The organism is Baekduia alba (genome assembly GCF_028416635.1).
GTDB lineage: Bacteria > Actinomycetota > Thermoleophilia > Solirubrobacterales > Solirubrobacteraceae > Baekduia > Baekduia alba.
In genome coordinates this window covers 5213907-5237154 of the sequence record NZ_CP114013.1, presented here as the reverse complement: position 1 = coordinate 5237154, position 23248 = coordinate 5213907, and the positions used below count along the sequence as shown (strand labels likewise).

The following is a 23248-nucleotide window of genomic DNA, read 5'->3' as shown; positions in this document are numbered from 1 at the left end:
TCTAGGAGGGATGTCAAGCGCCCCGGAGGTGAAGCCCCCGCGTCGGCCTTCTCGCCCGGCTACGCCGCCACCGGCGCTCCGAACCACCTGGCGAGCGCGTCGGCCAACCCCGCGTCGGAGCCCTCTCCCACCCAGGCCACGTAGCCATCCGGCCGGATCAGCACGGCGGACGGCGCGGCGACGGCGCCCAGGACCGGCAGCTCCCACTCGCCCGCGTACCGCGCGACCACCAGCTCCACCCGGCCAGCCCACGGCGTGATGTCGACGCCGCCGCGCTCACTCAAGTCGAGGAGCACCGGCCGAGCATCGTGCAGCAGCTCGAAGACCCGCAGCGGGCCGCCGCCGTCGCCGTCGGCCGTCGCGAGGTCCAGGTCCGGCATCCGGCGTCCGACGAGCGGGTGGCCGCCTTCGCCGGCGTCGTAGTGGATGTCCAGCCCGGAGATGATCCCGGCGAGGCGTTTGCGAGGCTCGTCCAGCGTCGCCAGGTCCGACACCACCTCGACCAGGGCGAGCATGCGCTCGTCGCGGCGCTGGAGCGTGGTCTGGGCCATCGTGTGCCGCAGCGCGCGTGCGGCGACCGGGTGGCGCTCGTCGTGGTAGGTGTCGAGGAGGCTCTCCGGGGAGGTCCCGTCGACGACCTGCGCGAGCTTCCAGCCCAGGTTCACCGCGTCCTGCACGCCGAGGCTGAGGCCCTGGCCGCCGGCCGGGTAGTGCACGTGCGCCGCGTCGCCGGCGAGGAGGACGCGGCCCGCGCGGTAGGACGCCGCCTGGCGGGTCATGTCGGTGAACCGGGAGATCCACGTGGGGCTGTGGATCCCGAAGTCGGTGCCGTACACCGTGATCAGCGCCTCGCTCAAGTCGCTCAGCGTGGGCTCGGTGCCGGACCCGACCTGGCGCTCGGTCGTGACGACCCGGAACGTCCGCCCGTCCTCCATCCGGTTGAGGGCGTGGACGCCGGAGGCGTCGTGGCGCAGGCCCTTCGGCGGCTCCTCGGTCACCTCCACCTCGGCGATCAGGTTGCTCCGCGTCGCATCCCACCCCGGGAACTCGATGCCGGCGGCCTTGCGGATCAGGCTGCGTCCCCCGTCGCACCCGACGAGGTACCGCGCCCGCAGCGACTGGCCGCCGGACAGCTCGACGTCGACGCCGGTGTCGTCCTGCGCGAAGCCCGTCACCTCGCACCCGTACATGATCCGCACCGGCAGCTCGGCGATCCAGGCGGCCATGATCCGCTCGATCTTCTTCTGCCAGATCCCGAGCGAATACGGATGCCGCGTCGGGAAGTCGCTCATGTCCAACACGGTCGTGCCGAACGTCGCGGCCTGAGCCGTCTGACCTTCGGCGAGGAACCGATCGGCGATCCCACGCTGATCGAGGACCTCGATCGTGCGCGCGTGGACGCCGCCGGCCCGTGAGTCGGCGAGCACGTGATCGGGGCGCCGCTCGACGATCGCGACGTCGACCTTCGCCAACGCCAGCTCAGCGGCCAGCATCATCCCCGCCGGACCGCCTCCGGCGATCACCACCGCATGCTCGCCCATCGCCGCATCCCGTCCGGCCACATCAACAGCAACACTCATTTCTCACGCTTCCCATTCATCGGTTCTCGCTTGCGGCGGGCGATTATGCAGCACACCCCGGGGCTTGTTTCAAGCCCCCATGTGCGATATAAAATGGGGGTGGAGAGGAGCGGTGACGGCCTCTCCTTTCGCGTTTCAGGCTCCCGGCCGGCGCGCCTCGTTGACCTCGCGGACGACCGTCCAGGCGTCGGCCACCGGGCCCATGTGCCCCAACTTGTCGGGGTTGAGGACCGAGCGGATCGTCTGGATCCGGCCGTCCAGGATGTCGAGCGCCAGCGTGTTGATGACGCTGCCGTCCCGGTCGCGGAAGATCGCGCCCGGCTGACCGTTGACGTCGTGCGGTTCCACGGCGGCGCCGATCCGGGCGAGCTGCGGGAAGGAGGCCGCGAGCACGCGGGTCACGCGGTCGACGCCGAAGACGCCGCTGCCCCATTGCGGCGACTTGCCGCCGCCGTCGCTGAGCATCTGCACATCGGCGGCGAGCAGCTCCCGCAGGCCGTCGACGTCGCCGTCGCGGCAGGCGGCGAAGAAGCGCCCGGCGAGCTCCTCGCGCTCCCGGCGGTCGGCCGCGAACCGGGGCCGGCCGTCATCCATGTGGCGGCGCGCCCGCACCGCGAGCTGCCGGCATGCCGACTCAGAGCGCCCCACCGCTGAGGCGATCTCCGGGAAGTCGAAGGCGAACACGTCGCGCAGCACGAACACCGCCCGCTCCAGCGGGGAGAGCCGCTCCAGCAGCAACAGGGCGGCCATCGACAGCGAGTCGGCCAGCTCCGCCGACCGCGCGGGGTCCTGGTAGGGATCGGTCAGCAGCGGCTCGGGGAACCACGGCCCGACGTACTCCTCCCTGCGCACGCGCGCCGAGCGCAGCACGTCGATCGCGATCCGGGTGACCACCGCCGCCAGGAAGGACTTGACCGAGGCGGGCCGCGTCGGCGTGGCCGCGTAGCGCAGCCAGGCCTCCTGGACCGCGTCCTCGGCCTCGCTCACGCTGCCCAGGAGCCGGTAGGCGATCGAGAACAGCAGCGGCCGCTGCTGCTCGAACTCCTCGGTCCGGGTCACGTCAGCTCCGCCTTGAAGCCCTGCCGCCACGACGGGTACCGCGGCTCCCAGCCGAGCTCCCGCTTGGCCTTGGCGTTGGAGAAGCCGCGCCCTTCGGTCATCATCACCACCGCCTGCTCCCCGGCCAGCAGCCGGGCCAACCACTTCGGGACGCGCATCGGCCGCTTCGCGCCCGCGCACTCGGCCAAGTAGGGCAGCCACTCGCTCGCCGGAGCGGGGTCGTCGTCGACGATGTTGAACGCACCTCTGGCCCGCTGCTCCACCGCCAGGACGGTGGCGCTCGCCGCGTCGTCCAGGTGCACCCACGAGCTGTAGCCGGTGGCGCGCCCGACGAGCGGGAACTGCCGCTTGCGCACCAGCTCGACCTGGTCGTCGATCGCGTCCGGCCCATAGAACGCGCCGTAGCGCAGCGATGCGCCGCCGGCCGCGAGGACCACGTCCTCGACGTGGCGGATCGCCTCCATCCCGACCTGCGCCGCCGTCCCGTCCATCGGGTCCTGCGGGTCCTCCTCGGTCTTGACCCAGCCGCCCTCGCGGATGCCGTTCCAGCTCGCGTAGCCCTGCGCGACGACGTGGGGCACGCCGGTCGCCTCCGCCGCCGCCATCAGGTGATCCGTGCCCTCGGTGCGCAGCCGGTTGGTCTTGGCGAACCACCGATCCGGATGCTTCAGGTCCGGCTTGCCGGCGTGCGCCAGGGAGATCGCGGTCATCTGGTGGACGATCGCGTCCGGCCGGGCGGTCGCCACCGCCTCGCCGACCGACCCCGCGTCCAGACCGTCCATGACGACCGCGTCGGCACCCAGCTGCGCCAGCAGGGCCAGCTTGTCCGCGCTCGTCGTCGTCGCCGTCACCTGGTGGCCCCGGGCCACGAGCTGCGGCACCAGCCGCCGCCCCAGAACGCCGCTCCCACCTGCCAAGAACACCCGCATGCTCACTGCCCTCCTGATCGTAGAACCTGTCTCTGAGATCCGAGACGAGACGGTCCGGCCGGCTGTGACATGCGATCGCGTTCCGGGTGCGCGTGCGCGATCGCGCACGTCTTGACCATTTCAGCGGACATGCGGTAGATTATGCGTGATCGCGCATGTTTTGGCCACCGGTGGTCGAGATCCCCCTGCCGTGCGCGATCGCGCATGTTTTGCCTGACCTCTCCAACCGAGATCCCACGCTGGCCCGCGTCGCCGCCGCTGTCCGGGCCGAGCGCAAGCGGCAGGGCATGGACCAGCCGACGCTCGCCCTCGTCGCCAACGTCGCGGTCCGGTCGGTGAGCCGGATCGAGAACGCGCACGCGACGGTGCGCGTCGACGTGCTGCTCCGGGTCCTCGCGGCGCTCGGGCTCGACCTCGACGTGCAGCGTCGGGGCCAGCGGTGAGCCTGATCGTCGCCTGGGACGGGCGCCAGGTCGGGCAGCTCGACCAGCACTCGGAGCGGTCACGCGAGTTCACCTACACCTACACCGACGCGTCGCGGGCGCTGTCGTTGTCGCTGCCCACGACGCAGACGACGTTCAGCGCCGTCGAGTCGCGGCCGTTCTTCGAGGCGCTGCTGCCCGAAGGCGTCGTGCGCGAGCAGATCGCCGGCCAGCTCAAGCTCCCGGCCGGCGACAGCTACGGCCTCCTGGCGGCCTTGGGGCGCGACTGCGCGGGCGCCATCCAGATCTTCGAGACGCGGCGCCTGTCCGACACGCCGAGCGTCGCGTGGCTGGACGCCGACGGCATGGACCAGCTGATCGAGGACCTGCCGGGGCGCCCGCTCGGCCTGCTCGCCGCCGACGGCCGCCTGCGCCTCAGCCTCGCCGGCGTCCAGCGCAAGGCGGTCCTGGTCCGCGACGCGGGCGGGCGCTACGGCGAGCCGCTCAACGGCATGCCGACGACGCACATCCTCAAGCCCCAGCCCAAGGACGACAACTACCCGGCGATCGCGATCAACGAGCACTTCTGCATGTCGCTCGCCGCGCGCTGCGGCCTGGGCGCCGCGAAGGTGGAGCTCGCGACGTTCGCCGATCGTCCGTGCCTCGTCGTGGAGCGCTTCGACCGCGACCTCGCCGCGGCGCCCGTCCGCCGGCGCCATCAGGAGGACCTCTGCCAGGCGCTCGGCATCACGCCGGACTTCAAGTACCAGCAGCGCGGCTGGCGGCTGCCGTCGTTCGCCGGCGTCGCCCAGCTGCTCGCCGACCACGGCGCGCGCCCCGGCGCCGACCGCCTCGCGGTGGCCGAGGCGACCGTCTTCAACCTCCTCGTCGGCAACGCCGACGCCCACGCCAAGAACATGTCCTTGCTGCACGAGGACGGGCGGGTGCGCCTGGCCCCGCTGTACGACGTGGTGTCGACCGCGGCCTACCCGGAGCTCAACCAGGATCTGGCGCTCGGGATCGGCGGCGCGTTCACCGTGGAGGAGATCGGTCCGGACGCGTGGGCGCGCTTCGCGAGCGACCTCGGCCTCGGCGCCCGGGCCTTCGCGGCCCGGCGCGCCGCGCTCGCCAAGCGGGTGCAGGCCGAGGCCCGGACGCTGCGTGGCGAGGCGTTGCGCGACGGCTGGCACGATCCGGTGATCGACACCGTCATCTCGGTCGTCGACGAGCGCTCCGCGCTCTAGGTCTCGGCCGCGCGCCACCTCGAGGACCTCAGGCCAGCTCCGCGAACCCCTCCCGCCACGACGGCCAGCGCGGGGTCCACCCGAGCGTCGCGCGGGCGTAGGTGTTGGACGCGCCCCGCGCCCAGGTGGTGCGCGGCGCGGCGTCCGCCCCGTCTTCGGCTGCCGGCGGCGCCGCCGCGCCGACGGCAGCGCAGAACGCCGGCGTCCACACGTCGCCGGCGGCCGGCTCGTCGTCGACGACGTTCACGGCGCCCACCGGCCATTGCAGCGCGAGCACCGCGGCGGCCGCGGCGTCGTCGACGTGGACGAAGCTGGTGACGTCGCGGCTGGGCCCGAGCACGCCGGCCCGCGCGCGCTCGCCGAAGAGCCCGTCGCGGGCGTACCACGTGCCCGGGCCATAGAGGGCGCCGTTGCGCAAGATGATGGACTCGGGCAGCTCCCGGGCGGTCGCCTCCATCGCCATCACGGCGTCGACCGAGCGGCGGCGGACGTCGTCGGTGGATCCCGTGTCCAGCGGCGTGCGCTCGTCGGCGGGGTCGTCGCCGCCCGCGTAGGCCCAGGCGATGCTCTGGACGACGACGCGGCGCACGCCGGCGATCGCAGCGCCGTCCACGAGGTTGCGCGTGCCCTCGACGCGGATCCGGGCGTTGGCCTCGGTCGAGCCGGCGGCGAGGTCGGTCAGCTGGTGCAGCAGGACGTCGGGCCGCGCCGCGGCGAGCGCCCGGAGCGTGACGTCGCGGTCGAAGACGTCGCCGGCGACCACGTCGACACCCTGAGCGCGCAGCGGCGCGGCGCGCTCCGGCCGTCGCACCATGACCGTGACGTGGTGGCGCTGGGCGAGGAGCGCGGGCACGATCCGGCGGCCGAGGACGCCGGTCCCGCCGGCCACGAAGACCCGCACCGCTACGCCTCCGATCCGGCCGGCGCCGCCGGGTGGCGCAGGTGCGCGCGCTCGGCGAGCTCGTCCGCGTCCGGGAACGTCAACATCGGCACGTCGGGCGCGCACACCATGACGACGACGAATCGGGTCACCGCGTCGGGCAGGTTGTTGGCCGCCTGGTAGTGGATGACGTCCCCGCCGGGCTCCCAGAACGCCTCGCCCTCCCGGATCGGCCGGGGCGCCTCGCCCTCGAGCTCGAAGGTCATCTCGCCTTCGAGCACGTAGCCGAACACCGGGCCGGAGTGCCGGTGCGGGCGGATCCCCGGGTCGCCCGGCGGGATCTCGACCGTGGCCGTCATCACGTGCGCGCCCTCGGGCACGAACGGCGGATGCACCTCGTCGAGCATCGTCAGGATGTTTCGGCTGCCGTCCATCATCGTCATGCGAGCGAGGGTAGGAAGCGATTGGTCTGGCGAGGTGGTCCAGTAGGCGGCTGGTTTCATGGACCAGTCGGAAGCGTCACGACCACCCGGCCAACGACGCCGCCGTCTTCGACCGCCTCGTGCGCGGCGGCGATGTCGTCGAGGTCGAAGCGGGCGCCGATGGGGTGGCGCAGCCCGTCGTCCTCCAGCAGATCCGTCAGGGCCGCGATCGCCTGGGCACGCGCGGGCGACGGCAGCGCGAAGACCGACACGAGGTGCAGGCGGGCGTCGCGGCGCATGAGCGGGTAGAACGGCAGACCTGGCTCGGGGACGGCGTCCGAGCCGTAGGCGGCGATCGTGCCGCCCGTCGCCAGCACGCGCGCCGTGAGCGGCAGGTTGGCTCCGAAGGCGACGTCGACGACGCGGTCGACCGGGCCGCCGGAGGCCGCCAGCACGCGCTCGGCGGCGTCCTCGGCGCGGTAGTCGACGACCTGCTCGGCGCCCGCGGCGGCCGCGGCGCGCGTCTTCTCTGGCGTGCTCGCGGTCGCGACCACGCGCGCGCCGCCCCAGCGCGCCAGCTGGATCGCGTACCCGCCGACCGCGCCCGCGCCGCCGGTGACCAGAACGGCGCGGCCGGCCACCGGGCCGTCGCCGAACACGGCGCGGTGCGCGGTCAGGGCCGGCACGCCGAGGCACGCACCGATCGTGAAGTCGACATGATCGGGGAGTCTGATCGCCTTCGCGGCGTCGACCACCGCGAGCGCGGCGCTCGTGCCCCACGGCCGGCCGACGGTCGCGTCGTGCACCCACACGCGCTGGCCCACACGCGCCGGGTCCACGCCCGCGCCGACGGCCTCGACGACGCCGGCGCCGTCGTCGCCCGGCACGACGCGCGGCGCGGCCATCGTGCGGCCGCCGGCGCCGGCCCGGCGCTTGACGTCGGCCGGGTTGACGCCCGCCGCCCGCACGCGGACGAGCACCTCGCCGGCGGCCGGCGCCGGCGCGGGGAGCTCGCCGAGGGCGAGGACCTCCCGCGCCCGACCGGTCCGGTCGTACCACGCCGCCCTCACGGGGCGACGTAGCCCGTGAGCGAGCGGAACAGCATCTCGGCGTAGCCCCGCTCGGCCTTCGGCTCGTGGCGGCTGCTCAGCACGCTGCCCAGCCAGCAGGCGGCGAAGCCGAGCGGCACCGCGATGATGGTGGGGTTGGTCAGCGCCAGCGGCGAGCCGTTCCCGTCAGCGCCCGGCCACACCGGCGGGCTCAGCACGATGCAGGTGAGCGAGGCCAGCAGGCCGACCGCGACGCCGGCGACCGCGCCGGTCGTCGTGAACCGCCGCCAGGTGAACGACAGCAGCAGCGCCGGGAAGTTCGCCGCCGCCGAGACCGACAGCGCCAGCCCGACGAGGAACGCGACGTTGAACCCGGAGCCGGCCATCATCGCCAGCACGACCGCGATGGTCCCGACCCCCGCGGCGCCCACGCGGGCGGCGATCGTCTCCTCGCGATCGCTGGCCCGGCCGCCGCGCAGCAGCTTGGTCCACAGGTCGTGGGCCACCGCGCCGCTGGCCGAGATGACCACGCCCGAGACGACGGCGAGGATCGTCGCGAACGCGACGGCGGAGACCACGGCCAGCAGCAGGTCGCCGGCCGTCGTCCCCGGTCCGCCGCCCAGCACCTCGGCCATCAGCGGCACCGCGAGGTTGCCGCCGCTCTTGGTCGCGATCACCGCCTCCGGGCTGGTGCCCAGCACGTAGCGCGTCGCGAAGCCGAGCAGGACCAGCAGCGCGAAGAAGCCGCCGATCAGCGCGATCGCCCAGCCCATCGAGCGGCGCGCCGCCGGCGCGTCGCGGACCGTGAAGAACCGCACGAGGATGTGCGGCAGCGCGGCCGACCCGAGCGTGAAGGCCAGCGCGCCGGAGATCACGTTGGGCCCGGTCGTGCCGGCCAGGCCGGGCGACAGGATCGCGTGGCCGGCCGGGTGGCGGTCGGCGGCGCCGGTGATGACCGCCGTCGGGTCGAAGCCGGCCCGGCCGAGCACCCAGGCCGTCAGCCCGACGCCGCAGACGATCAACAGCACCGCCTTGATGATCTGCACCCACGTCGTCGCCAGCATGCCGCCGAACACGACGTACAACAACATGAACACGCCGGTGATCGCCACCGAGAGCGTGAAGCTCGTGCCGGCCAGCGCGCCGAGCAGCACGCCGGCGCCCACGAGCTGGGCCACGAGGAACAGCAGGGCCACGAACAGCGTGGCCGAGGCGGCGGCCGCGCGGGCCGGGCCCTCGCGCAGCCGGAAGGCGAGCGCGTCGGCCACCGTGTACTCGCCGGCGTTGCGCATCCGCTCGGCGAAGAGCAGCAGCATGAGCAGGATGGCGACGACGGCGGCGCAGGCGACCGTCCAGCCCTCGATCCCGACCAGGAACACCAGGCCGGTGACGCCCAGGAAGGTCGCGGCCGACATGAAGTCGCCCGAGATCGCGATGCCGTTCTGCGCGCCCGAGATCCGCCCGCCCGCGGCGAGGAACTCGGACGTCGTCCGCGTCCGGCGCGCGGCCCAGACCGTCACGCCGAGCGTGATGGCCACGAGCACGCCGAACGCGACGAGCGCGGTGTGGTTGACCTGCGTCGCGGCGATCATGCGCGCTCACCGGTCAGCATGGCCTCGAGCTCCTGGATGGCCCGCCGCTGCAGCGGCGCCCAGTCGCGGCGCGCGCGGCGGAGGTAGCCGGCGGCGAGGATCCAGACCAGGACGAACTGCGACAGGCCCGTGACGAGCATGACGCTGACGCCGTCGATGATCTGGTGGCCCATGAAGCGGTGCGCGTAGGCGACCAGCACCAGCCACAGCGTGATCCAGGCGAACGCGCCGATCGCCGCCGGGGCGACGAACCGGCGCCGCCGGCGCCGCAGCTCGGTGAACGCCGGGAGCCGGATCGCGGCCTCCCAGTCGATCGCGGCGCGCGCCGGCGCCGCGGGCCCGGGCGCGTCCGTGGACGCGGGCAGGGGCAACTGCTCGGCGCCAGGCGCCGTCGTGATCTGCATCTCTCTCCTCCTGCGTGACAGCGCCGGCGGGGGCCGGCGCTCGGGTGATCAGCCGGCCCGTTCGGGCACGGCGAGCGCGGGCAGCATGCCCGCCGCGAGCGTCCGTGGGTCGTGCGAGGCGACGACCGTGCCGCCCACCGCCGCCACGCGCTCGAACGATGCGAAGTGCTCCTCGAGGTTGTGCAGCATCCCGTTGGGGATGCGCCGCTCCCAGTTCTCCTGCAGCGGGGACAGGTCGCCGGCGAGGACGAACCGGCCGCCGTCGGTCTCGACCGCGAGCGACTGGTGGCCGGGGGAGTGGCCGGGCGTCGCGATGGCCGTGATGCCGGGCAGCACCTCCTCGCCCGCGGTGGTGAACGCGAAGTCGAGCTGCTCGAAGTCCGGCGCGCCGCCGACGCTGACCGCGTCGTACATCCAGTCCTGGATCGGGTAGGGGTCGCGGGCGAACTCGAGCTCGCGCCGGGTGACGAAGAACCGCGCGGAGGACAGGATCGACGTGTTGTAGGCGTGGTCCCAGTGCAGGTGCGTGTAGATGACCGCGTCGACGTCGGCGGGGTCGACCTCGTTCGCGCGCAGCTGGGCGTCGAGCGACTGGTCGGCGCGCTGCTCGTAGGGCAGGTGGCGCGGCAGCGTGTCGGCGACCGGCGGCCCGCCGGTGTCGACGAGGATCGTCTGCCCGTTGCCGCGCAGCAGGAACGAGACGACGGTCAGGTCGATCTCGGTGCCGATGTCCGTCATGTAGGTGAACAGGCACTTCTGGCGGCGCACGCTGCCGAGGTCCAGCGGCGTGATCGTATAGTGGGGGACGCTCATCGCTCTGGCTCCTTCTGGCTCTCCAGGGTCGCGACGCCACGCCGGGCGAAGGAGGCGATGTGGTCGCGCATCGCCTGCTCGGCGGCGTCGCCGTCCTGCGCGCGGATCGCCGCGACGATCCGGCCGTGCTCGGCCTGGCTCGTCGCGCTGCCGTCGCCGGTCACGACCGCCAGGCGCGGCTCCTCCAGCAGCGACATCGTCGGCGTCATCTGGAAGGACAGCAGGACGTTGTGCGCGGCGGTGGCGATGAGCGCGTGGAAGTGGGTATCGGCCGCCAGGAAGGCGGCGGGCGTGGCCGGCGCGTCCATCGCCGCGCGGGCCGCCACGATCGCGTCGAGCTCGGCGTCGGTGCGCCGCAGCGCCGCCAGGCGGGCGATCGCCGGCTCGTTGGCCATGCGCGCCTCGAAGACCTGCTCGAAGGTGACGTCCTCCAGCCGGAAGTACACGGCGAGGTTGCCCGCGGCCACCTCCTGGTTGGGCTGGACCACCCAGCCCGAGCCCTGGCGCGCGGCGACGATGCCCTGCTCGGTCAGCGCGCGGAGCGCCTCGCGCAGCGTCGAGCGGCTCACGCCCAGCCGCGCGGCGAAGGCGCGCTCGGGCGGCAGGGCCTCGCCCGCCACCAGCTGGCGGCTGACGATCAGGCCTCTGATCTGGTCCTCGATCGCCTGGGGCGTCGAGGTCCGCGGGATCTCGATGAAGAGGTCGCTCATGGGTCTCCAAGTCTGACGGATCGGCCTAATGGTTGGGTGGCCCGGTGGCCCGACCAATTGCTACGATAGCCACGACACCGCTCCCGTGTCAACCAACCCCTCGTCATCCAGGAGGACTTCGATGAGCTTGTACCGCAGCGCCGCAGAGCTTCCCGTCGGCACGGTCGACATGGGCACGACCGCCTTCACCACGACGCTGGTGCACGGGCACGAGGCGAGCCTGATGGTCGCCGAGCGTCCCGGCGGCTACCACTCGCGGCCCCACACCCACGACTGCGAGCAGCTCAACCTCCTGCAGTCCGGCGAGCTGCACGTCTACTGCGACGAGCGCGCCTACCTGCTCCACCCCGGCGACGTGCTGCGCATCCCGGCCGGGGCGATCCACTGGTCCTGGAACCGCGCTGACGAGCCCTGCGTCCTGATCGAGGTGCACGCGCCCGGCCTGCAGGGCGACCCGGGGATCGCGCCGATCGCCGTCGCCCTCTTCGACGAGGCGGAGGTCGCGACCGGCGGCGGCGCGGTCAACGTCGACGTCGAGCTGCCCGCCGAGTTCGTCGCGCGCGTCGAGGCGCTCGCGCCGGCGGTGGCCGCGTGATGCGCGCCGTCGTCTTCGACGCCCCGGCGCCGGACGGCTCGACGACGCGCGTCGCCGACCTCCCGGTCCCGGAGCCCGGTCCGGGCGAGCTGACGATCGACGTCCACCACGCCGGCGTCAACTTCATCGACGTCATGGCGCGCCGCGGCGACCCGGGCTACGCCGACGCGTGGCCGTTCGTCCCGGGCCTCGAGGTGGCCGGGACCGTGCGCGCGCTGGGCCCGGGCGTCGACGGGCCGCCGCCCGGCACGCGCGTGGCGGCGTTCACCGGTTCGGGCGGCCTGGCCGAGGTCGCCGTGGCCCGGAGCGCCTTGACGGTCGCGATCCCGGAGGGCGTCGGCGACGCCGAGGCGGCCGCGGCGCCCGCCGTCCTGACCACGGCGGCGCTGCTGCTCGGCGACGCCGGGCGCCTGCGGCCGGGCGAGACGCTGCTCGTCCACTCCGCCGCCGGGGGCGTCGGCCAGGCGCTGGCCCGGCAGGCCCGGGTGTCGGGCGCCGGCCGGATCGTCGGGACCGTCGGGGGTCCGGACCGCATCGCCGCGGGCGAGCGCGCCGGCTACGACGTGGTCCTGGGCCGCGGCGCGGATCTCGCGGCCGCGATCCTCGAGCAGACCGACGGGCGCGGCGTCGACGTCATCCTCGACCCGCAGGGCACGCGGCTGCTCGACGTCGACCTCGAGGTCGCCGCGCCGGGCGCGCGCATCGTCCTGTTCGGCAACGCCGGCGGCGCGGCCATGGACCCGCTCCCGCCCGCCGGGCGCCTGTTCGGCGGCAACCTGTCGATCGGCGCCTTCAGCATCTCGCGCCTGTCGGCCGGCGCACCCGAGCGCGTCGCGCGGGCGCTCACCACCGTCCTCGCCGACCTCGAGCGCGGCGCGCTGACGGTCGACGTCACCGAGCTCGCCGGGCTGGACGCCACGGCCACCGCGCAGCAGGGGCTGGCCGAGGGCAGCGGGGCGGGCAAGCAGGTGGTGCGGGTCGGCTAGCGTCGTGATGCAGAAGCATCGCGACTAGCGCGCGGGCGCCGCGGCGATCGCCCTCAGCAGGTCGTCGATCACCGTGTGCGCCGCCGCGTCGAGCTGCTCGAAGCGCAAGGCATACGTCTTGTCCTGCTGGTGGCGCAGGACGCGGGCGAGCACGCGCAGGTGCGCGTGGGTCGACGGCAGCTCGACGTCGAACGTCAGCTGCTCGTCGACCCGCAGCGGCCGATCGCTGACGACCTGCGCGCCGTGGCTGCTGAGGTCGCGGGTGTGCGCGAGCACCTCGTTGCCGACCTTGCGCCCGAGGTGGACGTCGAGGACGACGGGAACGCGAGGGTCGGCACGCCGGTTCTCCATGACGTCGCCGCCGATGGTGTCACACCCGTCCCGGGCCGACGCCGGCACGCGCCGTCCGTCGCGGCGCGGCCGTCATCCTCGGCGGGTGAGCCGCGCTCACCCCGGCGCCGCGCAAGCTGCGGGGCGTGACCGTCTGGTCGGCGTTGCTGTGGGGCGGGTTGTCGTCAGCTGCGCTCTACCTCGGCCAGGCGCTGGCCGGGCCGCTGCGCGAGCGCCGGCGGCTGACCGGGCAGGTGATGGGCTTCGGCGCCGGCGCGCTGCTGAGCGCCGTGGCCTACGAGCTCGTGCCGGCGTCGAGCCTCCGGCACGCGGCCGGGATCGGCGTCGCCTTCCTGGTCGATGCTCGCCGACTCGATGATGCCCGAGGCCTTCGAGCACGGCGGCCGGACCGTGGGCCTGCTCACCGTGCTCGGCTACCTCGCCGCGGGCGTGCTCGCCGTCGCCTGAGGCCGTTCACCCAGGTCGGGTGATGCGGTCGCCGCCGCGGTCGGGGAGGGTCGGTCCATGGGCTGCCTGTTCGCCATCGTCGCGGGCTTCTTCCCCCGTGTCGCGCTCGTCGTCGTCTGGTTGACCACCAACCTGGTCGACCGCGCGTTCGGCCCGTGGATCCTGCCGCTGCTCGGCCTCTTCTTCCTGCCGTTCACGACGCTGGTCTACGTGCTCGCCTACTCCCCGGTCATCCAGCTCGGGAACGGCCGCTGGCTGTGGGTCGCGCTCGCGTTCCTCGTCGAGCTGGCCGGCTACGCCGGCACGGGGCGGACCAACCGGCGCGGCTGACCGCGCCGCGTCGGGTAGCGTCGTCGGCATGTGCGCGCCCACCGCTCACCCCGTGTTCGCCCGCTTCTGGGCGGTCGCCGGCCCGCGGGCGATGTCGCGGCGCGATCGGCGGGAGCTGCTGGCCGGACTCACCGGCGACGTGCTGGAGGTCGGCGCGGGCGACGGCCTCAACTTCCCGCACTACCCGGCGACGGTCGCGTCGGTCCTCGCCGTCGAGCCGGAGCCGAACCTGCGGGAGCGGGCGGTCGCCGCGGCGGCCGCGCCCGGCGTGCCGGTCCCGATCCGGGTCGTCGACGGGACCGCCGAGCGGCTGCCCGCCGCCGACGCGTCGCTCGACGCCGTCGTCGCGTGCCTCGTGCTCTGCTCGGTGGCCGACCAGGCCGCGGCGCTGGCGGAGGTCCGGCGCGTGCTGCGCCCCGGCGGCGCGCTCGTGTTCTACGAGCACGTCGTCGCGGAGTCGCGCGCCGGCCTGGCTGTCCAGCGCGGGCTGGACCGCAGCGGCATCTGGCCCAAGCTCGCCGCCGGCTGCCACCTCACGTGCGACACGCGCGCCGCGATCGCCGCCGCCGGGTTCGCGTTCGACGCCGAGCGTCGCTTCTCGGTCAGCGCGGTTCCGCACATCGCCGGCGTCGCGGTGGTGGAGCGGTAGGCGGCAATGGGCTTGCCTCCGCGCTGCCCGATCAAGATGATGCGCGGCCATGCGCCTCCTCGCCCTCGCGTTCCTCGCGAGCCTGCTCGCCGCCGGCCCCGCCTCGGCCGCCGGCTCCGGCACCGCTGACGACTTCAAGGCCGGCGTCGGCGGCCTCGTCGCCCAGCTCGGGAACCCCAGCGCCGGTCCTGCGGCGATCCACGCCGGCAAGGCCAAGCTGATCGCCGCCGCGTTCGGCGACCAGGTCGACGGGGTCGACGCCGCGCAGGCCATCGCCGGCCTGGACTGCGTCTCGCTCAACGTCCAGAAGGCGCGCAACACGAAGGCCAAGCGCGCCGTGAAGGCCCGGATGGCCGCGGCCGGCAGGTGCCTGGCCGGTGTCGCCGGGGTCGACACCAAGACCATCAAGAACGCGCTCGCCGCCGTCGCCGCGCGCGCCTCCGCCGGCCGCGCCTACGGCGCGAAGGCGACCGCGCTGCGCAAGCTCCAGTCCCGGATGGTCGCCAAGCGCTTCGGTGGCGCCACGCTCCACGGCATCGCCTTCGCCGACGTCTACGACGACATCGAGTGCATCGACGTCAAGGTCGAGGCCGGCCGGCGCTCCGGCGCGCTGTCCTGCGCCAAGCGGCTCCTGCGCCGCGCCAAGACGCTCGCGCCGGCCAAGGACCCGATCACGTTCGGCAGCGACCTCGGCGGGACCCCGACGGCGCTCCCGGCGACCTTCGACCCCGAGGACACGGAGTTCTGGACCGCCGCGCTCACGGTCCCGGCCGACGGCACGATCACGACGTTCCGCGTGAAGACCGGCGACAGCCCGATCGACCTGCCGCTGCGCTTCTCGGTCGTCCGCCCGTCGGGCAACGGCACGGTCACGGTCGTCACGACCACCAACCCCGTCTACCCGCTGCCGGCGCACGACGCCGGCGTCCACACCTACGCGACGTCGAGCCTCAGCTTCGCGTGCTGCAAGGTCCAGAAGGGCGACATCGTCACGGTGGACAACTCCGGGACAACCACCCGCGACGCCTACGTCTGGTTCGCGCCGCAGGCCGGCGCCACCACCTTCTCGCACACGTCCGACGGCGACAGCCAGAACGCCGGCGCCGTCTGGACGCCGATCACGCACCAGGGCTACGAGACCCTGGTCCAGGTGGTCCTGCAGCCCGGCTGAGCGCGCGCCCGCCTACTCGGCGCAGGGGATGAAGCCCGCCGGCTGCGCCATCGAGCGGCGCAGCGAGGCGAACGCGACCGCGCCCATGAGCAGCGGGACCCAGAACAGGATCAACCGGTAGGCCAGCACCGCGGCGGTCGCGGTCGAGGCGGGCGCGCCGTAGACGACGAGCGTCCCGATCAGGCCGCCGTCGATCCCGCCGATGCCGCCCGGGATCGGCAGCAGCCCGCCGATCTGGCCGATCAAGTACCCCAACAGGATGACGCTCACGCCGGGCGCCAGCCCGACGGCGTGGAAGGTCGCCCACAGCGCGAGGTTGTCCCACGCCCAGTAGCCGACGATCCCGGCGAGCAGCCACGGGTCGTGGCGGCGCAGCAGCACACCGGCCTCGGCGGTGCCCGTGACGATCGCGGCGCGCGCCCCGATCCACAGCTTGCGCGCGCGGCCGTCGTCGTCACGTGCCGGCGGCCCTTCGGGAATCCGCGGGATCAGCGCGACCAACCCGATGATCAACGTCGCCAGCACCGCCGGGAAGAGCGTCAGCCACGCCGACTCCGACGGCCCGACGACGCCGACGAAGGCCAGCAGCCCGACCACGACGACCGCCGCGAAGTTCACCGAGGACTTCAACAACAGGAACGCGACGGAGCGGCGCGCGATCGTCTCCGGCTTCATGCCCGCGCGCGAGAGGACCCACGCGCCGAGCGCGACGCCGCCGGCGCCCGACGCCGGCACGATCGAGCCCATGCCGACCTCCGAGAGCCCCACCTCGGCCGCCGAGCGCCAGCTCATCAGCGAGCAGAACACCGGCCGGAACATCACCACGTAGGACAACGAGGACAGGACCTCGAAGACGACGGCGAGCGCGAGCCAGCCGGGTGACGCGCCGCTGAGCCGGTCGCGGACCTCGCCGAGCCCGGGGGCCAGGACCGCGACGAGCACCAACACCAACAGCAGCGCGGCGGCCTGCGCGGCGCGCCGCACGAGCGTCCGCGTGTCCAGCCCCGTGGGCATCGAGGACGTGGGCGGAGCGGGTGCGGGGGTGCGGGCCATGCGGGCTCCGCACGGTAGTGCCCGGCCGGCGCCGCTCGCGGGGGATGGCGCGGGCGGCACCGGCCCTACTGGGTCGGGGAGGTGGTGAGGGGTCGGGACAGCGGGGGAGGATCGACCTCGGCGAGGTCGACCGGGCGGCGCTCGGCCCGGGACCGCAGCGCGGCCAGGCCGATGGCCAGCGGGGCACGGGCGTCGGCCACGCCGGGGGAGCCGGGACCGCCGTCCCGGCAGGCCGCGACGAACGCGTCCCACTGGGCGGCGAACGCGGCGGCGTAGCGCTCGAGGAAGAAGTGGGGCAGGACGGAGGACGCGGTGCCGTTCGCGGTCCTGACGCTGCCGGTGTGGGCGGGCGGGTTCTCCGACGTCGCCATCCCGAGCGCGCCGTGGACCTCGACGCGCTGGTCGTAGCCGTAGGCCGCCTGGCGCGCGTTGTCGATCGTCGTCAGGCAGCCGTCGGCGTGCTCGAGGACCACGACCGCGGTGTCGACGTCGCCCAGCTCGGCGAGCTCGGGGACCACGCGCGCGGCGCCGAAGGCGCTGACGCGCACGACCTCGCTGCCGGTCACGAACCGCGCCATGTCGAAGTCGTGGATGGTCATGTCGAGGAACAGGCCGCCGGACGTCGCGGCGTAGGACAGCGGCGGCGGCGCCGGGTCGCGCGAGGTGACGCGCACGAGCTGCGGCGCGCCGACCACGCCGTCGGCGACCGCCCGGCGCACGGCCGCGTGCGCGGGGTCGAAGCGCCGGTTGAAGCCGATCTGGAAGGTCAGGCTCGCGTCGACGACCGCGTCGAGCGCCGCGTCGACCGCGGCGAGGTCCAGCGACACCGGCTTCTCGCAGAAGATCGCCTTGCCGGCCCGCGCCGCCGCCTCGATCAGCGCGGCGTGCGTGTCGGTGCTCGTGCAGATCGCGACCGCGTCGACGTCGTCGGCCTCGAGCAGCGCCGTCGCCGAGCCCGCGACCACGACGTCCAGCGCGGCGCCGACCGCGGCGGCCCGCGCGCCGTCGACGTCGAAGACGCGCGTCACGCGCGCGCCCGCGACGCGCCGCGCGAGCAGCTCGGCGTGCAGCGTCCCGATCCGGCCGAGGCCCAGGATGCCGATGCGGACGGCGGCGCCGTCGCTCATCGCGCCGCCTCCATCCCGGCCAGGAACCGCACGCTCTCGGCCACGGCGAGGACCGGGCCGTCGCCGGGCGCCGGCTCGGGGCCGACGATCGCGCAGTCCTGCTCGAGGACCATCCAGCGGTCGTAGCCGCGCGCGTCGAGGGCGGCGACGACGTCCGCGATGCCGGCGTCGCCGGTGCCGAGCGGCACGAACAGCCCGGCCTGGACCGCGGCCATCAGCGTCAGCTCGCCGGCGTTCAGGCGCGCGGCGACCCGCAAGTCGATGTCCTTGAGATGGACGTGCAGGACGCGCGCGCCGTAGCGTTCCACGAACGCGAGCGGGTCGTAGCCGCCGAGCGCGAGGTGGCCGGGATCCAGGCACCACGCGACGTCGATCAACGACGCCAGCCTGTCCACCGCCTCGGCGCGCTCGATCAGCGTGCCCTGGTGTGGGTGCACGACCGCGGTCATGCCGAGGTCGGCGACCACCAGCGACAGCTGCTCCAAGTGCGTGGCCAACTGCCACCACGCCGCCTCGTCGAGCGCGGCGGGCGCCGACCAGGCGTCGTCCTCGACCAAGGCCACCACGAACGTGTCGGCCCCGGCCTGCGCCATGACCGAGCCGATCCGCTGGGCCCGGTCCAGCTCGGCGGCCGTCGTGGCGTCGTCGCGGTGCAGCGCCAGCGGCACGAACCCGCCGACCAGCTGCAAGTCATAGGCATCGGTCGCGCGGCGGATCGCCGCGGCGTCCAGCGGCAGCCAGTCGCCGACCGGGCCGAGCTCGGTCGCGCCCAGCCCGAGCGACGCCATCTCCTCGAACACGCGCGCCGGCGGGAGCATCGCGCCCCACCCGGGCACCTCGCATACGCCCCACGAGATGGGGGCTCCTGCGAGCGCCGAGCGGACGGAGCTCGGCTGGCGTCGGACGGCGTCCATGGGCCGGCAAGCTAACGCCGCCGCGATCACTCGTCAACAATTTCGCACAGACTTCTGTCCGAAGTTGTAATGTTCGCGGCGTCAGTGCCGGAAGCGCGTTCCACATACGAACACCGCGAGGCGTCATGGCCGAACGTGTGATGGTCCCCGCACAGCGGCGCCAGCGCATCCTGAACGCCGTGCGCAGCGGGACCGCCCACGTCTCGGACCTCGCCCGCGCCTTCGAGGTGTCGGAGATGACCGTGCGCCGCGACCTGCGCGCGCTCCAGGACGCCGGCCAGCTCGAGCGCGTCCATGGCGGCGCGGTCCACACCGTGCCCGAGCGCCCGTTCGCGGAGATCGCGCTCGAAGGCCAGGAGGCCAAGGACCGCATCGGCCGCGTCGCGGCCGGGCTGGTCCAGGACGGCCAGACCGTGATGCTCGACATCGGCACGACCGCGCTGCAGGTCGCACGCCACCTGCGCGGCCGCGACATCACGCTCATCACCACCAACCTGGCCGTGCTCGACGAGCTGCGCGCCGACGACACCGTCGAGCTCGTGCTCCCCGGCGGCCTCGTGCGCCGCAACTACCTCTCGACGGTCGGCGTGCTCGCCGAGGACGCGCTGCGCCAGCTCAGCGCCGACGTCGCGTTCCTGGGCACCAGCGCGGTCGACCAGGACCTCTCGGTGTGGGACACCACCATGATCGAGGTGCCGATCAAGCGGGCCATGATCCGCGCCGCCGCCCGCGTGGTGCTGCTCGCCGACTCCGAGAAGTTCTCCATGAACGGGGTCGTGCGCATCTGCGGCCCCGAGGACCTTGACCAGATCATCACCGACGCGGACCTGCCGGCTCCGGACCGCTCGGCCATCGAAGACGCCGGCATCGAGGTAACCATCGCATGAAGCTCACGATCGTCGGCGGCGGCGGATTCCGGGTCCCCCTGGTCTACACCGCGCTGCTGGGACTCCGCGAGCGTCTCGGGATCGACGAGGTCGTCCTGCACGACGTCGACCGCTCCCGCCTTGACCGCATCGCGCCGGTGCTCAGCGGGCTGGCCATCGAGCACGAGGTCAAGCTGCCGTTCCGCGGCACGACCGACCTCGTGGATGCGGTGCAGGGCGCCGACTTCGTGCTGTGCGCGATCCGCGTAGGGCAGCTCGAAGGACGCGTCGTGGACGAGAGCGTGCCGCTGGGGCTGGGGGTCCTTGGACAGGAGACCACCGGTCCCGGCGGCATCTGCTTCGCGCTGCGGACGATCCCGGTGATGATGGAGCTGGCCGAGACGATGGCCGAGCACGCGCCCGACGCGTGGCTCGTCAACTTCACCAACCCGGCCGGCATGGTCACCGAGGCCGTGCAGCGCGTGCTCGGCGACCGCGCGATCGGGATCTGCGACTCGCCCGCCGGCCTCTTCCGCCGCGTGGCCCGCGCGCTGGGCCGCGACCACGACGAGCTGTGGTTCGACTACTTCGGCCTCAACCACCTGGGCTGGCTGCACGGCGTGCGCGACCGCGACCGCGAGCTCCTGCCCGCGCTGCTGGAGGCCGACGACAAGCTCGGCACCTTCGAGGAGGGCCGCCTCTTCGGCGGCGACTGGCTGCGCTCGCTGGAGATGATCCCCAACGAGTACCTGTACTACTTCTACTACGCGGCCGACACGGTCAACGCGATCCGCCAGAGCCCGGAGTCGCGCGGCGCCTTCCTGCTCAAGCAGCAGCGCGCGTTCTACGCCGAGGGTGAGCAGCCGCCTGGAACGGCGCTGGAGAGCTGGCGCGGGACGCGCCACGACCGCGAGCGGACGTACATGGCCGAGGCCCGTTCGGCGGCCGGTGACGCGTGCGAGCATGAGATCGACGTCAATGGTGGGTATGAGGGGGAGGCCATGGCCGTCCTCGACGCGATCGCCAACAACACCCGCGCCGTGCTGGTGTTGAACACCGCCAACCGCTCCGCCCTGCCCTTCCTGGACGAGCGGGCGGTCGTCGAGGTGCCGTGCGTCGTCGGGCGCAACGGTCCGGTGCCCGTCGCCATCGGCGAGGTCGCGCCGCACGCCCGCGCGCTGGTCGAGACGATGAAGGACGTCGAGCGCACGACGATCGACGCCGCGCTGTCGGGCTCGCGCCAGCAGGCGATCCGCGCGCTGGCGCTGCACCCGCTCGTGCCGTCGGTGAACACCGCGCGCGAGATCTTCGAGGGCTACTGCGAGCGGCTGCCGGGCCTCGCGGAGGCGTTCGCGCAGTGACCATCGACCTCGTCTGCGGTGACGCCGCGTTCGTCGACATGACCTTCCTGGGTCTCGACGCGCTGCCCGCTGCGGGCGAGGAGCGCCATGCGCGCGAGCTGCTGCGCTCGCCCGGCGGCGCCGCGACGGTCGCGATCGGCGCCGCGCGCCTCGGGCTGTCGGTCGGGCTCGCGTTCCCGCTCGGCGCCGACGCCGACGGCGACGCCGTCCGCGCGGTGCTCGCCGACGAGGGCGTCGCCGTCAACGACCGCCAGGTCGCGCGGACGTCGGTCACCGTCGTCATGCCGACCGACGGCGAGCGCGCGATGGCGACCTACGACGCCGACGCCGAGCTCACCGCCGGCGACGTCGCGGGGTTCGCGCCGCGCGCGGTCGTGCTGTCGGTGCAGCGCCTGGCCTGCGTGCCGGAGGACGCGTCGTCCTACGCCACGATCGGCGACGACGGCGCGCGCGCCCACGCCGGCGGCGCGCTCCCTACCGAGCTGGCCCGCGCGCGGGCGCTGATCGTCAACGCGCGCGAGGCGCGGGTGCTGAGCGGGCGCGACGACGTCGCCGACGCGGCACGCGCCCTGACCGCGGCGGCCCCGCGCGTGGTGGTCACGCTGGGCGCCGACGGCGCCCTGAGCGCCGACCGCGACCAGGACGTGGTCCGAGTCCCCGGCGTGGTGGTCGACCCGGTGGTCGACACGACCGGCGCCGGCGACCTGTTCACGGCCGCCTACATCTGGAGCGACCTGGCGGGCGGGACGCCCGAGGACTCCTTGCGGTGGGCCTGCCTGGCCGCCGCGCTGTCGGTGCGGGTCCCGACCGCGGTGGCGGGCGCGCAGGGTCGCGCCGCGCTCGTCGCGGCGGGTGCAGAACGCGGGCTGGCGGTTCCGGCCCATTCGTCGTCTCCGCGCGTATGGGGCGCGGGTTCCTAGGAAGAGCGAGGAGAGGTTCACATGAAGGCATCGAGGGTGTTGGGATCGGTGGTGGCGATCGGCGCCACGGCGCTGGCCGCAGGCTGCGGCACGCCGGGCGGCGACGACAGCTCCAACGCGCCGAAGACCACCACGGCGGCGCAGGCCAAGCCGGACATCGCCAAGGCGGGCAACGTGACGTTGACCGTCTGGGACCAGGAGGTCCGCGGTGGCCAGGCGGCGCAGATCAAGGAGCTCAACAAGCAGTTCCAGGCCAAGTACCCCAACGTGAAGATCAAGCGCGTGGCGAAGTCGTTCGACGACCTCAACACGACGCTGAAGCTCGCGGTCTCCGGCCCCAAGGCGCCGGACGTCGTGGAGGCCAACCAGGGCCTCGGGGTCATGGGCCAGCTCGTCAAGGCCAAGCTCCTGCGGCCGATCGACGACTACGCCAAGATCTACGGCTGGGCCGATCGCTACCCGAGCCTGCTGCTCGACCTCAACAAGTTCGAGGCCAACGGCACCACGTTCGGCAGCGGCGACCTCTACGGCTTGTCGCAGATGGGCGAGATCGTCGGCGTCTTCTACAACAAGAAGAAGGTCACGACGCCGCCGAAGACGCTGGCCGAGTTCGAGCAGCAGCTCGCGGCGGCCAAGCAGAGCGGCGACGTGCCGATCCAGTTCGGCAACCTCGACAAGTGGCCCGGCATCCACGAGTACGAGACCGTGCTCGGCCAGGTCGCGCCCAAGCAGAGCGTCCGCGACTTCGTGTTCCAGAAGAGCGGCGCGTCGTTCGACACCCCCGAGTTCCAGGACGCGGCGGCCAAGATCCAGGACTGGGCCAAGAAGGGGTACTTCACCGACGACTTCAACGGCACCGGCTACGACCCGGCGTGGCAGCGCTTCGCCAAGGGCCGCGGCCACTTCCTGATCGCCGGCACCTGGCTGGTGGCCGACCTCGCCAAGCAGATGGGCGACAACGTCGGCTTCATGCCGTTGCCGGGGCAGCAGGCCGGCGGCGACCCCGTGGCGCTGGGCGGCGAGAGCCTGCCGTTCACGGTGACGTCGAAGTCCAAGCACCCGGACGTCGCCGCGGCGTACATCGACTTCCTGACCGACCAGAACGCCACCAACGTGCTGGCCCAGACGGACAACCTGCCGGCGATGAAGTACGACGCCCCCGCTCCGAGCGCGGCCCTGACCAAGGACGTGGCCACGGCGTGGAAGGCGCTCGGCGACGCCGACGGCCTGATCCCGTACGCCGACTACACGACGCCGACGTTCGGCGACGACCTCGGCGGCGCGATCCAGCAGATGCTGGCCGGCAAGGACTCGCCGACCGACTTCACCAAGGGCGTGCAGGAGAAGGTCGACGCCTCGAAGAGCAGCTGACCC

25 protein-coding genes are annotated in these 23248 nt (G+C 73.6%); 11 read left to right on the top strand and 14 right to left on the bottom strand.

Annotation, left to right across the window (positions count from 1 at the left end):
* Positions 1-59 precede the first annotated feature (59 nt).
* The 3 genes from DSM104299_RS26290 to DSM104299_RS26280 all read right to left on the bottom strand — a co-directional run bounded on the left by DSM104299_RS26290 (position 60) and on the right by DSM104299_RS26280 (position 3568).
* Entirely contained in the window at positions 60-1541 is a 1482-nt protein-coding gene (locus DSM104299_RS26290) for an FAD-dependent monooxygenase (protein ID WP_272474635.1), read from the bottom strand.
* Between the two features lie 174 nt (positions 1542-1715).
* Positions 1716-2639 carry an RNA polymerase sigma-70 factor gene (locus DSM104299_RS26285; protein WP_272474634.1) on the bottom strand — a complete coding sequence of 308 codons (924 nt, stop codon included), beginning with the start codon at positions 2637-2639 and terminating at the stop codon, positions 1716-1718.
* The gene (locus tag DSM104299_RS26280; RefSeq protein WP_272478113.1) at positions 2636-3568 is read right to left on the bottom strand and encodes an NAD-dependent epimerase/dehydratase family protein; all 933 of its coding nucleotides are present in this window, start codon (positions 3566-3568) and stop codon (positions 2636-2638) included. Before DSM104299_RS26280 ends, DSM104299_RS26285 begins: the two co-directional genes overlap by 4 nt.
* 170 nt (positions 3569-3738) lie before the next feature.
* On the opposite strand from DSM104299_RS26280, the gene DSM104299_RS26275 reads away from it, so the two are divergent.
* Positions 3739-4011 carry a helix-turn-helix domain-containing protein gene (locus DSM104299_RS26275; RefSeq protein WP_272474633.1) on the top strand — a complete coding sequence of 91 codons (273 nt, stop codon included), beginning with the start codon at positions 3739-3741 and terminating at the stop codon, positions 4009-4011.
* Positions 4008-5234 (top strand): type II toxin-antitoxin system HipA family toxin, encoded by a 1227-nt coding sequence (locus tag DSM104299_RS26270; protein WP_272474632.1) that lies wholly within the window; start codon positions 4008-4010, stop codon positions 5232-5234. Before DSM104299_RS26275 ends, DSM104299_RS26270 begins: the two co-directional genes overlap by 4 nt.
* 28 nt (positions 5235-5262) lie before the next feature.
* On the opposite strand, the gene DSM104299_RS26265 is transcribed toward DSM104299_RS26270, so the two are convergent.
* From DSM104299_RS26265 to DSM104299_RS26235, 7 genes are read right to left on the bottom strand one after another with little or no spacing between them, the layout of a single operon-like run.
* Positions 5263-6135 carry an NAD-dependent epimerase/dehydratase family protein gene (locus DSM104299_RS26265; protein WP_272474631.1) on the bottom strand — a complete coding sequence of 291 codons (873 nt, stop codon included), beginning with the start codon at positions 6133-6135 and terminating at the stop codon, positions 5263-5265.
* Between the two features lie 2 nt (positions 6136-6137).
* A complete protein-coding gene (locus tag DSM104299_RS26260) occupies positions 6138-6557 on the bottom strand; it encodes a cupin domain-containing protein (protein WP_272474630.1) in 420 nt (139 codons plus the stop codon).
* A 56-nt stretch (positions 6558-6613) separates the two neighbouring features.
* Entirely contained in the window at positions 6614-7606 is a 993-nt protein-coding gene (locus DSM104299_RS26255) for an NADPH:quinone reductase (RefSeq protein WP_272474629.1), read from the bottom strand.
* Complete coding sequence (locus DSM104299_RS26250; RefSeq protein ID WP_272474628.1) at positions 7603-9177, bottom strand: solute symporter family protein; 1575 nt, start codon at positions 9175-9177, stop codon at positions 7603-7605. Before DSM104299_RS26250 ends, DSM104299_RS26255 begins: the two co-directional genes overlap by 4 nt.
* Positions 9174-9581, bottom strand: coding sequence for a DUF485 domain-containing protein (locus DSM104299_RS26245; protein WP_272474627.1), 408 nt, complete (start codon positions 9579-9581; stop codon positions 9174-9176). The genes DSM104299_RS26250 and DSM104299_RS26245 overlap by 4 nt, the downstream gene beginning before the upstream one ends.
* A 48-nt stretch (positions 9582-9629) precedes the next feature.
* Positions 9630-10394, bottom strand: a complete 765-nt coding sequence (locus DSM104299_RS26240; RefSeq protein WP_272474626.1) for an N-acyl homoserine lactonase family protein — start codon at positions 10392-10394, stop codon at positions 9630-9632.
* Positions 10391-11104 (bottom strand): FadR/GntR family transcriptional regulator, encoded by a 714-nt coding sequence (locus DSM104299_RS26235; RefSeq protein ID WP_272474625.1) that lies wholly within the window; start codon positions 11102-11104, stop codon positions 10391-10393. Before DSM104299_RS26235 ends, DSM104299_RS26240 begins: the two co-directional genes overlap by 4 nt.
* Positions 11105-11225: 121 nt before the next feature.
* Here DSM104299_RS26235 and DSM104299_RS26230 point away from each other — a divergent pair, with 121 nt between their 5' ends.
* Together DSM104299_RS26230 and DSM104299_RS26225 are read left to right on the top strand one after the other, a co-directional pair.
* A complete protein-coding gene (locus DSM104299_RS26230; RefSeq protein ID WP_272474624.1) occupies positions 11226-11699 on the top strand; it encodes a cupin domain-containing protein in 474 nt (157 codons plus the stop codon).
* On the top strand, positions 11699-12685 hold the full coding sequence (locus DSM104299_RS26225; protein ID WP_272474623.1) for a quinone oxidoreductase family protein: 987 nt from the start codon (positions 11699-11701) through the stop codon (positions 12683-12685). The genes DSM104299_RS26230 and DSM104299_RS26225 overlap by 1 nt, the downstream gene beginning before the upstream one ends.
* A gap of 24 nt (positions 12686-12709) precedes the next feature.
* On the opposite strand, the gene DSM104299_RS26220 is transcribed toward DSM104299_RS26225, so the two are convergent.
* A complete protein-coding gene (locus DSM104299_RS26220; protein ID WP_272474622.1) occupies positions 12710-13036 on the bottom strand; it encodes a PilZ domain-containing protein in 327 nt (108 codons plus the stop codon).
* A gap of 504 nt (positions 13037-13540) precedes the next feature.
* On the opposite strand from DSM104299_RS26220, the gene DSM104299_RS26215 reads away from it, so the two are divergent.
* Genes DSM104299_RS26215 through DSM104299_RS26205 form a run of 3 tightly spaced genes read left to right on the top strand, consistent with a single transcriptional unit; the run spans position 13541 to position 15633 of the window.
* Positions 13541-13813, top strand: coding sequence for a hypothetical protein (locus DSM104299_RS26215; protein WP_272474621.1), 273 nt, complete (start codon positions 13541-13543; stop codon positions 13811-13813).
* A gap of 28 nt (positions 13814-13841) precedes the next feature.
* Positions 13842-14462 carry a class I SAM-dependent methyltransferase gene (locus tag DSM104299_RS26210; protein ID WP_272474620.1) on the top strand — a complete coding sequence of 207 codons (621 nt, stop codon included), beginning with the start codon at positions 13842-13844 and terminating at the stop codon, positions 14460-14462.
* Between the two features lie 49 nt (positions 14463-14511).
* The gene (locus DSM104299_RS26205; RefSeq protein ID WP_272474619.1) at positions 14512-15633 is read left to right on the top strand and encodes a hypothetical protein; all 1122 of its coding nucleotides are present in this window, start codon (positions 14512-14514) and stop codon (positions 15631-15633) included.
* A gap of 12 nt (positions 15634-15645) precedes the next feature.
* Here DSM104299_RS26205 and DSM104299_RS26200 read toward each other — a convergent pair whose 3' ends face one another.
* The 3 genes from DSM104299_RS26200 to DSM104299_RS26190 all read right to left on the bottom strand — a co-directional run bounded on the left by DSM104299_RS26200 (position 15646) and on the right by DSM104299_RS26190 (position 18727).
* Positions 15646-16686: a lysylphosphatidylglycerol synthase transmembrane domain-containing protein gene (locus DSM104299_RS26200; RefSeq protein WP_272474618.1), complete on the bottom strand. Its 1041-nt coding sequence runs from the start codon at positions 16684-16686 to the stop codon at positions 15646-15648.
* Positions 16687-16751: 65 nt separating this feature from the next.
* The gene (iolG, locus tag DSM104299_RS26195; RefSeq protein ID WP_272474617.1) at positions 16752-17813 is read right to left on the bottom strand and encodes an inositol 2-dehydrogenase; all 1062 of its coding nucleotides are present in this window, start codon (positions 17811-17813) and stop codon (positions 16752-16754) included.
* Positions 17810-18727, bottom strand: a complete 918-nt coding sequence (locus DSM104299_RS26190) for a sugar phosphate isomerase/epimerase family protein (protein WP_272474616.1) — start codon at positions 18725-18727, stop codon at positions 17810-17812. The genes iolG and DSM104299_RS26190 overlap by 4 nt, the downstream gene beginning before the upstream one ends.
* A gap of 140 nt (positions 18728-18867) precedes the next feature.
* Between DSM104299_RS26190 and DSM104299_RS26185 the strand changes: the two genes are divergently transcribed.
* The 4 genes from DSM104299_RS26185 to DSM104299_RS26170 are packed head-to-tail and all read left to right on the top strand — an operon-like array spanning position 18868 to position 23245.
* Positions 18868-19614: a DeoR/GlpR family DNA-binding transcription regulator gene (locus tag DSM104299_RS26185; RefSeq protein ID WP_349294602.1), complete on the top strand. Its 747-nt coding sequence runs from the start codon at positions 18868-18870 to the stop codon at positions 19612-19614.
* Entirely contained in the window at positions 19611-20954 is a 1344-nt protein-coding gene (locus DSM104299_RS26180) for a 6-phospho-beta-glucosidase (RefSeq protein WP_272474614.1), read from the top strand. Before DSM104299_RS26185 ends, DSM104299_RS26180 begins: the two co-directional genes overlap by 4 nt.
* On the top strand, positions 20951-21874 hold the full coding sequence (locus tag DSM104299_RS26175) for a carbohydrate kinase family protein (protein ID WP_272474613.1): 924 nt from the start codon (positions 20951-20953) through the stop codon (positions 21872-21874). The genes DSM104299_RS26180 and DSM104299_RS26175 overlap by 4 nt, the downstream gene beginning before the upstream one ends.
* Positions 21875-21895: 21 nt before the next feature.
* On the top strand, positions 21896-23245 hold the full coding sequence (locus DSM104299_RS26170; RefSeq protein WP_272474612.1) for an extracellular solute-binding protein: 1350 nt from the start codon (positions 21896-21898) through the stop codon (positions 23243-23245).
* Positions 23246-23248 lie beyond the last annotated feature (3 nt).